The sequence below is a fragment of the Alicyclobacillus mali NBRC 102425 genome, assembly GCF_001570745.1.
Classification (GTDB): Bacteria; Bacillota; Bacilli; order Alicyclobacillales; family Alicyclobacillaceae; genus Alicyclobacillus; species Alicyclobacillus mali.
Map to the genome: position 1 here is coordinate 13,015 of NZ_BCSG01000021.1, position 14,382 is coordinate 27,396.

12 protein-coding genes and 1 pseudogene are annotated in these 14,382 nt (G+C 60.1%); 9 read left to right on the top strand and 4 right to left on the bottom strand.

Annotated elements, in window-relative coordinates:
* Positions 1 to 48 precede the first annotated feature (48 nt).
* The 4 genes from AMA01_RS08625 to AMA01_RS08640 form a co-directional block, all read right to left on the bottom strand.
* Positions 49 to 1,602, bottom strand: coding sequence for an AAA family ATPase (locus AMA01_RS08625; RefSeq protein WP_067850031.1), 1,554 nt, complete (start codon positions 1,600 to 1,602; stop codon positions 49 to 51).
* Entirely contained in the window at positions 1,599 to 2,201 is a 603-nt protein-coding gene (locus AMA01_RS08630; protein ID WP_156468430.1) for a hypothetical protein, read from the bottom strand. The genes AMA01_RS08625 and AMA01_RS08630 overlap by 4 nt, the downstream gene beginning before the upstream one ends.
* 115 nt (positions 2,202 to 2,316) lie before the next feature.
* Positions 2,317 to 4,023 carry a hypothetical protein gene (locus AMA01_RS08635; protein ID WP_067850035.1) on the bottom strand — a complete coding sequence of 569 codons (1,707 nt, stop codon included), beginning with the start codon at positions 4,021 to 4,023 and terminating at the stop codon, positions 2,317 to 2,319.
* Positions 4,024 to 4,030: 7 nt separating this feature from the next.
* Positions 4,031 to 4,504 (bottom strand): hypothetical protein, encoded by a 474-nt coding sequence (locus AMA01_RS08640; protein WP_067850037.1) that lies wholly within the window; start codon positions 4,502 to 4,504, stop codon positions 4,031 to 4,033.
* 262 nt (positions 4,505 to 4,766) lie between these two features.
* Here AMA01_RS08640 and AMA01_RS08645 point away from each other — a divergent pair, with 262 nt between their 5' ends.
* The 9 genes and pseudogenes from AMA01_RS08645 to AMA01_RS13830 form a co-directional block, all read left to right on the top strand.
* Complete coding sequence (locus AMA01_RS08645) at positions 4,767 to 6,212, top strand: NAD-dependent malic enzyme (protein WP_376738336.1); 1,446 nt, start codon at positions 4,767 to 4,769, stop codon at positions 6,210 to 6,212.
* A gap of 168 nt (positions 6,213 to 6,380) precedes the next feature.
* A complete protein-coding gene (locus AMA01_RS08650) occupies positions 6,381 to 6,734 on the top strand; it encodes an SCP2 sterol-binding domain-containing protein (RefSeq protein ID WP_067850039.1) in 354 nt (117 codons plus the stop codon).
* 96 nt (positions 6,735 to 6,830) lie between these two features.
* Positions 6,831 to 8,357 carry a long-chain-fatty-acid--CoA ligase gene (locus AMA01_RS08655; protein WP_067850041.1) on the top strand — a complete coding sequence of 509 codons (1,527 nt, stop codon included), beginning with the start codon at positions 6,831 to 6,833 and terminating at the stop codon, positions 8,355 to 8,357.
* Positions 8,358 to 8,375: 18 nt separating this feature from the next.
* Positions 8,376 to 9,497, top strand: a complete 1,122-nt coding sequence (locus AMA01_RS08660) for an acyl-CoA dehydrogenase family protein (RefSeq protein ID WP_067850043.1) — start codon at positions 8,376 to 8,378, stop codon at positions 9,495 to 9,497.
* A complete protein-coding gene (locus AMA01_RS08665) occupies positions 9,494 to 10,711 on the top strand; it encodes an acyl-CoA dehydrogenase family protein (RefSeq protein ID WP_067850045.1) in 1,218 nt (405 codons plus the stop codon). Before AMA01_RS08660 ends, AMA01_RS08665 begins: the two co-directional genes overlap by 4 nt.
* Positions 10,712 to 10,723: 12 nt before the next feature.
* Positions 10,724 to 11,530, top strand: a complete 807-nt coding sequence (locus AMA01_RS08670) for an enoyl-CoA hydratase/isomerase family protein (protein WP_067850047.1) — start codon at positions 10,724 to 10,726, stop codon at positions 11,528 to 11,530.
* Positions 11,531 to 11,549: 19 nt separating this feature from the next.
* A complete protein-coding gene (locus AMA01_RS08675) occupies positions 11,550 to 12,392 on the top strand; it encodes an SDR family NAD(P)-dependent oxidoreductase (RefSeq protein ID WP_067850049.1) in 843 nt (280 codons plus the stop codon).
* Between the two features lie 21 nt (positions 12,393 to 12,413).
* A complete protein-coding gene (locus AMA01_RS08680; RefSeq protein ID WP_067850051.1) occupies positions 12,414 to 13,574 on the top strand; it encodes a thiolase family protein in 1,161 nt (386 codons plus the stop codon).
* A 146-nt stretch (positions 13,575 to 13,720) separates the two neighbouring features.
* A pseudogene (locus AMA01_RS13830) lies at positions 13,721 to 14,382 on the top strand (hypothetical protein); the annotation flags it as partial.

The window sequence follows — 14,382 nt, forward strand, 5'->3', positions numbered from 1 at the left end:
CATGGATGCAGCTGGACAGCCCCGTTCGCGCTGGTGCAAGTGTTCGTGTCAAACGAGGACCTCGCGGCGGGGCTTCGACTGAGAATCGCCGGGGCCCATGGCCGTTCCAGATGCAGGTATGGCTCGCTCTCTCCCCCAAGCTCGGATAGCCTCGATCTGCTCCGGACTTGTCTTGGACAAGGGTACGATATTTGCAAAACTGCGCTTAAATAAATCGTCAGTGACTGTGTGATCCCCTTTGAGAATCGCCTCTTTCACAACTTCGCGGACTGCAGCTTCGATGTCAGCTCCGGCAAACCCTTCGGAGAGCGCGACTAACTCATTCATCAATGCCTCGGGGAGCTTGGTTTTTAAACCTCTTTGCACGTAAATGTTAATAATTTCATAACGTTCCTCGGGACTTGGCAGATCCACGAAAAACAGTTCGTCAAACCTTCCACGCCGCAACAGTTCAGGAGGGAGCTTGGACACATCGTTGGCGGTTGCGACCACAAATACTCGTGATCGAGCTTCCTGAAGCCAATATAAGAAGTGACCCACGAGTCGAGTTGAAGTTCCGCCGTCATTTGCGCCCTGCGTCGCGCCTGCGAGGCCCTTCTCGATCTCATCTATCCACAGGACACAAGGGGACACGTGATCGGCTGTCGCAAGGGCGTCCTTGAGCCTGGATTCACTCTGCCCAAGGTATTGCCCGTGAATGTTGGCCAAATCCAACCGGTACAAGGGTAGATTCCATGCTGCGGCAATCGCCTTTGCCGACAGGGATTTTCCGCAACCTGGAACGCCGACTAGAAGGATTCCGCGCGGTGGTCGAATTCCTCGGTCTCGCAAGTCGGCTGTCAGAAGCGGGCGTTCGCGGTCTAACCACCGCTTGAGTCCGGCCAGACCGCCCACGTGAAGATCCTGACCTTGAATATACACACGCTCGATCCCCGTGATATCTGCAAAGATGCGATCCTTGGCGTGTGCTACTTCATGAAGGTCTTCTTTTGCGATCCGGCCCTTTGCCAAAAGAGTGGCAATCACGTTTTCGGCTTCAATTTGTGTGATGCCGGCGAGAATCGCGGCGGCGCTGCGTTCGTCGTGTTCATCCCACTCATTTGGAATTTGGGAACGGTAAGGAGCCAAATTTTCCTTGATAATCTGAAGCATCTCGTCTTCATTTGGCGGATCAAGCACGAGAGACATGCCAAGTCTCTGGAGTTGTGGCCAGATGGCCTTTGTCGTGATTACCACGATGGCTCCATTATTTTCAGCCGCTAGCATGACGGCATCCTGGAAGTGGCGCGCAATCTGTGTATCGTCTTCGATATCAGGAACTTCGGTGAAGATGAACGTGAGATTTTGCCGTTGCATGAATTGTTGCGTCGCGTAGTCGAGTGCTCCGATGACCGAGCGGTCTTCGTTGATTGACCGGTTCTGTACCAGATCCCTCGTCCCTTTTGATAGGGTGTGCACATAGACAGGAATGCCAATGCTTTGCGAGATGTCGCGCAAAATCTCCAGCGCGCGTCCTCGTTCGATAGTTCGAATCGAGATAAACGGGATTCGGGCTTTCAGGTAGCGAACCAGAGTTTCTCGGAATTGCGCGCTGTCACTCACGGCCAGATCACCCTTCTCCTTGGCTTTTGCTCATCACGCTCAGTGCTTCGAATATTGTCCATGGGATTCTCAACAGTCGATGGCTCTTGAGAATCCCGATAACGCGTGATCGAATTCGTTCGAATCAAGTGAGCAAGTTGGCCGGTGCGGTCCCCACTTGCGGTGCTGATCAGCGACTGTTCGGCCCGCTTGGCAAATTCGTCAATGACCTGAACAAATTTCTCCTGAATGTCAGCTGGAATGGCGGGTAAAGTTGCAACCTGCCAGAGAAATAGCAAACGCTTTTTTATCGTGATAAGAGCGAGAGATAGTGATTCGTATGAACGAATACCAACCATTTGTTCGCGTTGGAATCGATCCGAAATGCGCTGAAGCTCCCCATCTAGGTATTCGGCAAGTCGTTTGACGAGTCGTTCAGCCACTCCACGCTCCCATGAGATAGAACCTTGTTGCATTGAACGCAGGATCTGTTCCTCATTATTGGAACCACGCGAAAGTTCGTCGAGGCATGCGCTCCATTCGGCATAATTGGTGGGAGGTTTACAGTTCACTTCCGTTTCACCCGATTCAAGAAGTTCGACGGAGGCAAGATGTCCCAATCTGGCAAGGCGCCTGCGTAACTGAAATCTTGCGGCGTTTCTTGCTTGGTGTTTGACGCTGGTGTTTGAAATGGTGCGGTATTAGGCTTTTCAGTCACCGGGGTATCCTCCAAACTTACGTCAGAATCACTCGATTGCGATCAAATCCCGAGTATATAAAATCGGTCGACGACAGGGACTCGAGAAATTCCGAGACCTGATCCGCCTGCTTGTCAGCCGATTCATAAGCACGGCGATATTCGACCACGTCCGCCAGAATTGCCCGTAGGGCATGTTCATACTCTGGCCGGGCCTGTTCAACTTGCTGAATCACGCTTTTTCTTCTTTGACGAATACGAGCGAATCGGATCCCAAAACCAATGAGCGCAGCGCCGCCGATCGCGACACCTACGAGTCCATCCCAGATGGTTGAGACAAGCGAAGCAAATCCAACGGCAGTACACACCCAATCTACGACTTTCAACCGGTTTTTACGAAGATGGTCCGCCAAAATGCTATCCAGGTGCTGGTGTATCGACTCGATCAACTCCCCCTCATTACTTCCATCCGTCGTACTTCCGACCCAATCGTCGATGTGCACTTCAATCGACCTCGGGCACTGAGCCCGATATCCGGCAGTGACGTTCGCATGGGCTCGCTGAGCCCAATCGCGGGACAGCGCGATGGAGAACCGCCGTGTTGCTATCGAAGCGTGTGAGGATTCGGGATGGAAGGCGGCGTTGGATAAAAGTTCTCCAAAATCCACTCTATGTTGCATGGCTTGGCTTTCCTGGTCAAATCGGGACTTGGCGATATCGACATCGCCTTCGTGGTCAATGATGAGTTGGAGCCGGCGTTCTTCGCGTCGCAGTGAAAGTTCTTCCTCGTCAAAGTGCGATACCAATTTTTCAAGAAGCGCATCAACCTGTTCCACCAAGGTCGGTGCTGGCTCGATAGGGCCTTCAAAGAGTCGCTGAAAATCTGCAAGGACCTCCTGGTGTAAGTAAGCCTGTGCCAGGGCCTTTTGCAGTTGCGGCCAGGTAGGACTGTAGCGCGAAAGGTAGGGGAATTGTTGGTCGGACGGCTGGCGTACGTATGACTGGAATGCCTTCATCCAACCAGATAGTTGTTTTTGGCGAAACTTCGGATCCTGAGAGAGCGTATCAAGCCAGTGCCGGAAAACCTCTTGGGTGCGGGCGCGTGCCTCGATTCCGAACACGCCATTTGTCACGCCATCGACCAGGACGACAGCCTCGCGTTCAAGAGCCTTCGGTGTCTGGAGAGAAAAGTAGTGTTCGAGCCATGCAAGGCTGGCCGCGTATCTCCCAGCTCTTCGGCAAATCAGTGCAAAGAAGAGGCAAGTCTTGTCTGGGTGACGTCTCAGCGCCTCGGCCACTGCACGATTGGCGAGGGTTGGATCGTCATGAATCCACGCTGCGAGTGCAACTAAGGCTGGGGCCAACCAATACCGAGGTGCTGCCATCATGAGTTCTTCGGAGGCTGTTTTCATCGTCTCACGACGAATGAGTTGCACATCTGCCGCCTGAAGGATGCCAAGCACGTGCCGGCGAACTTCATCGTGATGACCAAATTCCTTTTCAATCTGTTGTCGTATTTTTACGATCCTGGTCTCAGCAAGCTGGAGTTGCTTCATCTTCCGGTCTTCACGAACAAATGCTAGGAATTCGCTGATGAGCTTTTCAAGTTCACCACGCGTGACTTCGACTTCCTGCTCGACGGCGTTCAGCTGGTGCGACATGGCCTGGGCGTGCTGTCTTAACATTGCGAGGTTTTGCTCGATATAAACGAGATTTGCTTGACTGATAATCCGCTGGTCGGACAAGTTTCGGTCACCTCTTTACAACGGCTACTTCACCGGACTTCATCACAGCTCGCAGAGCGTCAGCGTATACCTCGATAAATGCGTATTTCGGATGAAGAGCCAATGAGCGTGCCACTTCCAAATGCTCGGGCAGCGGCTCGAAAGTTTTATAGTGACGTATGATATTTCCCGAGAGATCCAACGTATGCACTTCGTAGGGGGCGCCCAAGTAACATTTCGCCACGATCCCAGACGGCAAATGAGACAGTTCTATGTCAGGCAATTCCGCTCGAATCTTTTCAATGATGGACTGGACGACTTCTGCGAGATTCACGCCGGGTCCGAGGTCTAGCTCGCTCAATGCCCGCACGTATTCCGTTGAACGCCGATCGTCTAGCCTGTGAAAAACGGTCGAGGGATTTGAGATTGCAGCGTAATTGGCCTGGGTGCTCTCTCGCTTGCGTGCCCAAGGGTCTTCCCCTCCAAGAATCACACGCGGCATGGTGTTGCCACCTCCTTTCTGATAGTAAAGAAGTATTCTCCATTTCGACATAGAATCCTCCAATTCGCTATCTTTGTACGCCAAAACCTCTCAAGCATCTCGTCTTGATGGGGAAGCGGGAAAGAAAAATTCCAAATTCTCTGGGGTATTTGTGGTGGAGACTGTGTTACAATGGGTTCGTCTGTTATATATCAGATCCCTTGATTCCTGCCTGTACTATTCATCAAACGCAGGGTCGGGGTACATCCAGGGGGAGTGGAACGTGACGCTAACACGCGCCGGCAATGTTCGAGTTCTATTTCGCGTTCGCCTTGAGGCGGGCGCGGCACTGGGGGAGGTGCACGGCGCCATTGTGCGCGCGGGGGGCGAGATCGTCGCCATGGAAACTTACGCAATGCACCCGGATCACAGCGTGCGCGACATCACGGTCGCGGTGGACGCCGAAACGGATGTGCCACCGGTCGAGGCAGCGCTGGACGAATTGCAGGGTGTGAAGCGCCTGGAGACGCTGGACCGCACATTTCTCGCCCACGTGGGTGGGAAAATCGCGACGCATCTGAAGGTGCCCGTGGTCGATCGCGCCGACCTGAGCGTCGTGTACACGCCGGGTGTGGCGCGGGTGTGCGAGGCCATCCGCGATCGGCGAGATCGCGCCTTTGAATTCACCATCCGCAAGAACACGGTGGCCGTGGTGAGCGACGGATCTGCCGTGCTCGGCCTCGGCAACATTGGTCCGGAGGCCGCCATGCCGGTGATGGAAGGGAAGGCCATGCTGTTCAAACGGTTCGCCGATGTGGACGCTTTCCCCGTTTGCTTGGCCACGCAGGACGTGGACGAGATCGTCGAGACCGTCGAGCGCATCGCGCCATCGTTCGGGGGAATCAACCTTGAAGACATCTCGTCGCCGAGGTGTTTCGAGATTGAGGACCGGCTTCGCAAGCGCCTGAACATCCCGGTCTTTCACGACGACCAGCACGGCACGGCGGTCGTGATGCTGGCCGGGCTCATCAATGCGCTGAAAATTGTGAACAAACGGATGGAGGACGTGTCGGTGGTCATGGCCGGCGTCGGCGCTGCTGGCGTGGCGTGCACGAAAATCCTGCTCGCCGCGGGCGTGGGGCATATCGTCGGCGTGGATCGCGTAGGCATCATCGAGCGCGGCCGGCACTATGACAACCCCGTGAAGCAGTGGTACGCGGACAACACGAACTTCGAGAACCGCCGCGGGACGCTGGACGACGCCATCCGCGGAGCGGACGTGTTTATCGGCGTCTCCGGACCAGGCATCCTGACGGTCGATCACGTCAGGCGCATGGGGCGCGATCCGATTGTGTTCGCCATGGCGAACCCCATCCCGGAAATCCTGCCCGAGGTGGCGGCGGGCCACGTGCGCGTGATGGCGACAGGGCGCTCCGACTACCCGAATCAAATCAACAATGTGCTCTGTTTCCCCGGTATGTTCCGCGGTGCGCTCGATGTCCGGGCGCGAGACATCAACGAAGAGATGAAACAGGCCGCGGCGATCGCCATTGCAGGATGCGTGCCGGAAGAGCAGCTCTCTGAACAGTACATCATCCCAAGCCCGTTCGATCCGAACGTCGTGCCCGCGGTGAGTGCCGCCGTCCAGCGGGCCGCCGTCAAAACGGGCGTCGCGGCGCTGCCTGCCCGCGTCCCGCTCGACGACGAGCCCATGTACAGCGAGATCTGATGCCATGGGCCGCGGACCCCGAATTCTGGGGAAGGGAACCCCCACTTCCCCGGATTCCTCGGGATGGGTAAGCGCTTGCGCGGCGATACAATGGCATCAACAGGCGGACGGGACGGCGAAGCTCGCTTCCCTCCCGCATCCATCGAAACCCTTAGGAGGCGATTGAAGATGACAACCACTCCGTCCACGAAGGAGATCTTTGACCTCATCAATCAGGCGCTCAGCGCGGATCCGTCTCGCACCGGCGGCCTGGAAGCCGTGTATCAGTTCAACATCACCGGTGACGATCCCGGCACGTATCAGCTCATTTTGAAACCTGACAAGGCCTATGCGGCCGAAGGTGAGCAGGAGGTCGCCAACTGCACGCTCGAGATGGACTCGAACGACTTCAAGGACATGCTGCAGGGCAACCTCAACGGTACGGCCGCTTTCATGAGCGGCAAACTTCGCGTCGAAGGTGATCTCGGCCTCGCCATGCAACTGGAGACCGTGCTCAGCGCCTACACCGCTGCCAACAACTGACGAATTCGTACAGGGCGCGCCGGGCCGCGGATCGGGGGATGCGCGGAGATCCCGGCGCGCATGTGGTCAGAAATATTCGGAAGGGCGAGATGAGGCATGAATCTCGTTCAATTATTAGAGGACAATCAGCGCCGTTTCGGGACGTATGAGTCGCTGGCCTACGAGGGCCGAGTGTACACCAACGCGGAGTTGGCGACGCTTTCTTCCCAGCTGGCCCACCACATCCAGGCGCTCGGCGTCCGCCCAGGGGATGCTGTGCTCGTGACGATGCCGAACCGCCCCGAGGTGGTCATCTCGTTCTACGCCATCGCCAAGGCGGGGGCCGTCGCCGTGCCCGTCATGCCGCTCTTGCAAGCGTCCGAGGTGCGGTACATCATTCAGGACTCCAATCCAAAGCTCGTGCTAACCTGTGAAATCCTGAAACCCAAGATCCAACAGGCTATTCAGGACCTTGACGATCCGCCGGTGGTCCGCTCGGTGGACGACGCCGGTGTAGAAGGATTCGAAACCGTGCTCTCGCACTATCCCGCGGTGCGGCCCGATGTTTCGCTGGAGGACCATCAGCCTGCGGTCATCCTGTACACCAGTGGCACCACCGGCAAGCCCAAAGGCGTCGTGCTCACGCATGACAACCTCTGCGCCAATGCGCGGGCTGCGGCCGATCTCGCCGAGCAATACGTGCTCAAGGTCGACAAGCGCGTCGGGCTCGGCATCCTGCCCTTGTCGCACGCGTTCGGCTTCACGATGATGAACACCGCGCTCTGCCTGGGCGAACTGGACGTTCTGCTTCCCTACTTCGATCCCGTCCTTGTGTTCCAGGCCATTGAGCGTTATCGTGTGACGCACTTCACGGCGGTGCCAGCGATGTTCCACGCGATGCTTCATCACGCGGACGCAGACAAGTATGATTTGTCGTCCTTGTCCGTCTGCATCTCCGGCTCCGCATCTCTGCCAGAGCCCCTGCGCAAGGCGTTTGAGGAGAAGTTCCACTGCCTTGTCTTCCAAGGGTATGGACTGTCGGAGGCTGCGCCTGTCGTGACGGCGCCCCGCTTCGATAAGCCCGCCAAACCTGGCTCCGTGGGACTCCCTCTGCCGGGCGTGGAGGTGGCGGTTCTCGACGAAATCGGAAATCCTCTCCCCCCCGGCGAGATTGGCGAGCTCGCGGTCCGGGGGCCGAACGTCTCGCCGGGCTATCACAATTTGCCTGAGGAGACGTCGAAGGCGTTTCGCAACGGTTGGCTCCTCACGGGCGATATGGCCCGCATCGACGAGGAGGGCTACGTGTACATCGTGGACCGCAAGAAGGATGTCATCATCCGCGGGGGATTCAACATTTACCCGAGCGATCTCGAAGAACTCCTGAGCCAGCACCCAGCGGTGTCCGAGGTGGCCGTCGTCGGTGCGCCCTCGGAGCGGATGGGCGAAGAAGTCGTGGCCTATGTGGTGCGGAAGAAGGGCGCGGAAGTGAGTGAGGAAGAGCTCATCGCATATTGCCAGGAGCACCTCGCGAAGTACAAGACGCCTCGGGCGGTCCAGTTTGTCCCGTATCTTCCGAAGAATCTGATTGGAAAAGTCGACAAAAAGAAGCTGCGCGAAATGGCCAAGTCGATTCAGTTTGTGTGAAGCCTGGGAGGGAATTGTATGATCTCGTTTCTCCCGTCCGACGAAGAGCGGGCGTTTGTGGAGGTGGCCACTCAGTTCGCGCGCGAGCGGCTGCGCGATCACGCGCGCAACGCGGAAAAGGCGCGGACCCCTGGGGACGATGTCATCTCCGCAGCGCACGAACTCGGCCTCCTTTCGCTCGAAATCCCCGAGTCGCTCGCAGGGGCGGAGTTGCCACTCATCTCGCAGGTTCAGGTTCTCGAAGCGCTTGCCTTTGGCGATCTCGGCATCGTACAGGGCCTGCCGGGGCTCTGTGACAGCGCTTCCGTCATGCGCGTGCTCCCCGAGCCCGCACGCTTGGAGCTGGCCGACGGAGCAGCTCAGCGAATTCCCTGGATTCACCTGGCGCCCGGGGAGGTAGCCGTGATTGTCGAGCGCAGCGGCTTTCGCCTCGAAGGCGTGGCCTTTCCGCGCCGGGCGGTGCTGGGGGCGGATCAGCTGCTGGTGAGCTTCGTGGCGCCGGGCGGTGAGGCGATTCTCGCCTGGCTGGACCGTACTGCGGCGCAGTGGTCCGAGGACGCAGGCGATGTGCGACTGGGGCTCTTGGCGGCCCATATCGGGCGCATTGGCTTCGAAGGGACCGTCGTGCGACCCGAGGACGTGCTGGTCCGCGGAGACGATGCGGAACGGGTGCTGAAGGCGGCCCAGGCCCGTGTGGCCGTTCTCGAGGCGGCCAAGTGCGTCGGCGCGATGAGAGCCTCGCTGGAATACGCGGTGGAATACACAAGTCAGCGCAAGGCATTTGGGCAGGAGATTCCGAAGTTCCAGGGCGTTTCGTTCACCGTGGCGGATATGGCCATTGAGACGGAGGCGGCGCGCAACCTGGTCTGGTTGGCCGCGCACGCCGTGGACAGCCGCGGCGAGGGTGCCATGCAGGACGCGGCGCGCGCGCTCGCGTATGCGCTTCGCAGCGGGCGTTTCGTGACCAACCAAGGCGTGCAGATGCTCGGCGGCGCGGGCTATCTCCAGGAATATCCGGCGGAAAAGTGGATGCGCGACGTCCAGGCGCAGGCGGTGTTGTACGGCCGGGAGCTCGACTGGTTCGAGCGCGCGGGCGCGCGGGCGCTTGGGCTCGAGGAGAAGGAAGGTGTGCTGGTGTGATCGACTTTGAACTCAGCCCGCAGCAGAAGCAGGTTCGGGACATGGTGCACTGGTTCGCAGAACACGAGGTGCGGCCCATCTCGCTCCTCGCGGATCAAGAGGAGCGCGTCCCGGACGACTGGCTGCGCAAGGTGAATCGCATGGGTATCACGCTCAGCATGTCGAACTTCGGCGGTGGCGGCGACCGCAAGAACAAAGACGATGCGGCCCGCAAGGAACCGCGCGAGCGCCAGTCCAACCGGCTCGGCGTGATTGCGGCGGAAGAACTGGCATGGGGCGATCCGGCCATCGCGCTTTCGCTCCCTGGACCCGGCCTGGGTGGCCCGCCCGTCATGTCAACCGGGACACCGGAGCAGAAAGAGCGGTTTCTCGGCATTTTCACGCGCGAGGAGCCGCGCTGGGGCGCGTACGCGCTGACCGAGCCAGGCGCCGGATCGGACGTGTCGGGCATCCGGACGTCGGCCAAGAAAGTGGACGGAGGCTACGTGCTGAACGGCCACAAGGTCTACATCACCAACGGAGGCCGAGCGTCCTGGGTGGTGGCATTTGCCACGGTCGATCCGTCGCTCGGCAGAGCGGGTCACCGCGCGTTTGTCGTGGAGAAAGGCACGCCCGGATTCACTTGCACCCGCGTCGCGCACAAGATGGGCCTGCGCGCCTCGGAGACGGCCGAACTCGTCTTTGAGGACTGCTTCGTCCCCATCGACAACCTGCTCGGCGGTGAGGCCCATTACGAGAACCGAGCCGGATCGTCCGGGTTTCGGGTGGCCATGTCCACGTTTGACAGCACCAGGCCCATTGTCGCCGCGATGGCCGTCGGAATCGCGCGAGCCGCGTACGAGTACACGCTCGATTTCGTCAAGCGGGAATACCCGCGCGGCAGCCGCCTGCAGTCCGACGTGCTGGCGAAGCTCGGGGAGATGGACTCCAAAATCCACGCGGCACGCCTTCTGACGTGGGAAGCGGCGTGGAAGGCGGATCTCGGGCAACCCAACGCCAAGGAGGCCGCGATGTGCAAGGCGCACGCCGGGAGGATTTCGCTCGAGGTGTGCGCGGATTGTCTGGAGATCATGGGCCCCATCGGTCTCGATGGGCATCTGGTCGAGAAGCTGTACCGCGACGTGAAGGTGTTCGACATCTTCGAGGGCACCAACCAGATCCAACACCTGATTGTGGCCCGGCGGCTGTATGAACCGCACGGACTTCGCCTGTGAGGAGGTGGACCCATGTCGTATTCCACGCTGCGCATCGAGCGCCTGGACAAGGGCGTGGTGTGGGTCGAGATCGACAATCCGCCCGCCAACGCGATTTCGGATGCGCTGGTCGACGATCTCGACGCGCTCCTCTCGGAACTGGAGGCCGACAAGACGGCTCGAGTGCTCATCCTGGCCTCGGCGCATCCGAAGACCTTCGTCGCGGGCGCGGACCTGAAGATGATGACGCAAAACGCGAGCAAGTACGCCGGACAGGGAGGAGCCATCCGCGACGCCGCGAGCCGCATGCAGCGCGTGTTCGATCGCGTCGCGAAGTTTCCCCGCCCGGTCATTGCGGCCATTCACGGGCACGCCCTTGGCGGGGGCTGCGAGCTCGCGCTTGCCTGCGACTTCCGCTTCATGAGCGGTGGGACCATTGGGCTCACCGAGGTATCGCTCGGCCTCATCCCGGGCGCTGGCGGCACGCAGCGCATGACGCTGCTCCTCGGTCGCGCAAAGGCGACGGAGCTCATCTTCTTCGCCAAGCGGCTGTCGAAGGAGGAGGCGGAGGCCATCGGCCTCATCACGAAGGCCGTCGAACCGGAGCGACTGCGCGAGGAGGTCATCGCGTTCGCCGAGAGCCTGAGCGAGCGCGCGGTGTTTGCCATGGGCCTCGCCAAGCAGGCGATGGACGCCGCCGTTCCGCTCGATCACGGCCTCACGGTCGAGGCCGAGAACTTCGAGCGCACCTTCGGGACAGGCGAGCCGCTCGAAGGGATCGCGGCCTTTCTGCAGAAGCGCCCCGCGAAGTTCTTGAAGGACGCTGCGGCCAAAGCATGAGACACGGGGGGAAGAAGGTATGTCGTCTTGGAACGAATTGTTGAAAGGTAAGGTGGCTGTGGTCACGGGCGCGTCACGCGGGCTTGGCAGGCAGGATGCGCTGGCGCTGGCCGAGGCCGGAGCGGACGTCGTCATTACCGATATCCTGATTGAAAGCGATGAGTCGAGCGCACAGGCCGCGAAGCAGTACGGCCCGCTGGCGCAGGTGATGCAGAGCACGAAGGTGGTGTACGCGGAGAAGACCGCCGAGGAGATCCGCCAGATGGGCCGCAAATCGTTTCCCATCAAGATGGATGTGACGGATCGCGATCAGGTGCGCGAGGTGTTCGCCCGCGTCAAGGAAGAGCTCGGCCGGATCGACATCCTCATCAACAACGCGGGCACGCTGGATCACGTCTCGCAGATTGAGAATCAGCGCGACGAACTTTGGGAGCGCGATCTGCGTGTGAACTTGTCGGGCACGTACAATTGCACGAAGGCCGTATGGCCGTACATGAAGGAGCAGGGCTTTGGCCGGATCATCAACATGTCGTCCATCGTCGGCATGCAGGGAGGCTTCGGGCAGGCGAGCTACGCCACGACCAAGGGCGGCATCCTCAGCTTCACCAAGAGCATGGCGCTCGAGGGGGCGCGGTACGGGATCACGGTGAACGCCATTGTGCCGGGCATCATCAACACCGAGGCGTTCCGCATGGGAAACAAGCAGATGAACGAGCGCATGATTCAGCGGACGGCCTTCCGTCGCCCAGGCGAGCCGGAGGACGTGGCGAACGCCATTGTGTTTCTTTGCTCCGACAAGGCGCGTTACATCACGGGCGTGGGACTGCCGGTGTGCGGCGGGATCGACCTGTTCACGTTCTGACCGGATGACGAAGGCGGTCAGATGACCAAAGGAGGTGTGCTCGTGCAGCGGGAAGTGGTGATTGTCGACGCGGTCCGAACGCCGATTGGCCGGAAGAACGGGAGCCTGTCTTCCGTTCACCCGGTGGACCTGTTGGCGCCTTTGCTGCAGGCGCTGGTCGAGCGAAATCAGCTCGATCCGATGGAAATTGAGGACGTGGTGACGGGCTGTGTCACGATGACGGGCGAACAGGGCGGCAACATCGGCCGGATGGCCGTCCTGGCGGCCGGGTTGCCCGTGGAGGTGCCGTCGTTTTCGCTCAACCGCATGTGCGGTTCCAGTCAACAGGCCATCCATAATGCCGCACAGGCCATTTTGGCTGGCGACATGGACGTGGTCATTGCGTGCGGCGTGGAGAATATGAGCCGCGTACCGATGGGCACGGACCTCGGCAAGTTCTCGACGGCGCTCACCAAGCGGTTTCAGATTGTACCGCAGGGTTTCTCGGCGGAGATGATCGCGGACAAGTGGCAGATCAGCCGCGAAGAGATGGACGCGTTCTCGCTCGAGAGTCATCAGAAGGCGGCGAGGGCGGAGGACGCGGGCCTGTTCGACAGGGAGCGCGTGCCGGTGGAGAACGTCGGCCCCGAGAAGGTGACGGTGACGAGCGACGAGGGGATCCGGCGCGATACGTCCTTGGAGAAGCTGGGCGGGCTGAAACCGTCGTTTCGCCCGGATGGGCGCGTCACGGCGGGCAACGCGAGCCAAATCTCGGACGGCGCGGCGGCCGTGCTCCTGATGTCGGGAGAAAAGGCGGCGAAGCTAGGCTTGAAGCCTCGGGCGCGCATTGTGTCGCGCGTGGTGGTGGGCGTGGATCCGGTCATCATGCTGACAGGTGTCATTCCGGCCACGAGAAAGGCGCTCGATCGCGCCGGGCTCAACCTGGAGGACATCGACGTGATCGAAATCAACGAGGCGTTTGCGTCGGTGGTGCTCGCTTGGAAGCGGGAGATTGAGCCGGACATGGCGAGGGTGAATCCAAGGGGAGGCGCCATCGCGCTTGGCCATCCGCTGGGGGCGAGCGGCGCGCGCATCATGACGACGCTCCTGCACGAGCTGGAGGACACCGGTGGGCGCTACGGCCTGCAAGTGATGTGCATCGGATTCGGAATGGCGACGGGAACGGTGATTGAGCGGCTGTGACTGCCACAGCCGCTCCCTCATTTTCGGGAGGCGCGATGCCGAGGACGAGGGATGTTGGAACCGTCGTGCTCGGCGTACAATGCAGGCTACCTCCACAAATGTGAGAATCGATTCGATTCTCTGAAAAAGAGAAGGGAAGGGTGGACATGAACAAGGCGTGGTCAGTCGTTTTGGGGACAGCGGTGGGCGCAGTGGCGCTTGGAGTGAGTGGGCATTCGGCCTTCGCCGCGACGACATCATCAGCAGCAGAGTCGCAGGGGGGACTCCTGGGGCTGAATCTGAATCTGGGTGGTTCTCAAGGGCTGGGCGTGCAGTTGAATGTGTTGCCGACGAGTTCATCGGGTTCAGCGCCGGGATCGGGCGGGCTTCTGAACGTCGGGCTCTCCATTGGTTCGTCTCACGAAAGTTCTGGTTCCGGAGGGAATTCGATAGCATCTTCGGGTGGGGCAGGCGCGGCCACCGGAAGCAGTCAGGGGGGCGGAAACGCAACTACCGCCTCGTCGGGTGGCTCAAGTGCAGGCGCCGCGACCGGATCGAGCGGCGGCGGGACGTCGGCAACGTCCAAGGGCGTGGTGAGCATCGACCTGAACCTGCTGGCTTCGGGCGGGCAGGCGCAGGCGTCGGGCCCGGTGGGCGTCTCGGTCAACGCACTTGCCACAGGTGGGAGCGCAGCGGCGGATAGTCCGGTCGGGATCGCCGTGAATGCGCTGTCTTCGGGTGGGAGTGCGACGGCGAGTGGGCCGCTTGGCATTGCGCTGAATGCCTTGTCGTCAGGAGGGGCGTCTACCGGAAGCGGCAGCGCGGTGGG

What these genes read in the sequence shown, in the direction of transcription:
- AMA01_RS08640 (WP_067850037.1), bottom strand. Translation starts at nt 4,504, where the DNA reads ATGCCGCGTGTGATTCTTGGAGGGGAAGACCCTTGGGCACGCAAGCGA.
- AMA01_RS08650 (WP_067850039.1), top strand. Translation starts at nt 6,381, where the DNA reads ATGACAACCACTCCGTCCACGAAGGAGATCTTTGACCTCATCAATCAG.
- AMA01_RS08655 (WP_067850041.1), top strand. Translation starts at nt 6,831, where the DNA reads ATGAATCTCGTTCAATTATTAGAGGACAATCAGCGCCGTTTCGGGACG.
- AMA01_RS08660 (WP_067850043.1), top strand. Translation starts at nt 8,376, where the DNA reads ATGATCTCGTTTCTCCCGTCCGACGAAGAGCGGGCGTTTGTGGAGGTG.
- AMA01_RS08670 (WP_067850047.1), top strand. Translation starts at nt 10,724, where the DNA reads ATGTCGTATTCCACGCTGCGCATCGAGCGCCTGGACAAGGGCGTGGTG.
- AMA01_RS08675 (WP_067850049.1), top strand. Translation starts at nt 11,550, where the DNA reads ATGTCGTCTTGGAACGAATTGTTGAAAGGTAAGGTGGCTGTGGTCACG.
- AMA01_RS08680 (WP_067850051.1), top strand. Translation starts at nt 12,414, where the DNA reads ATGACCAAAGGAGGTGTGCTCGTGCAGCGGGAAGTGGTGATTGTCGAC.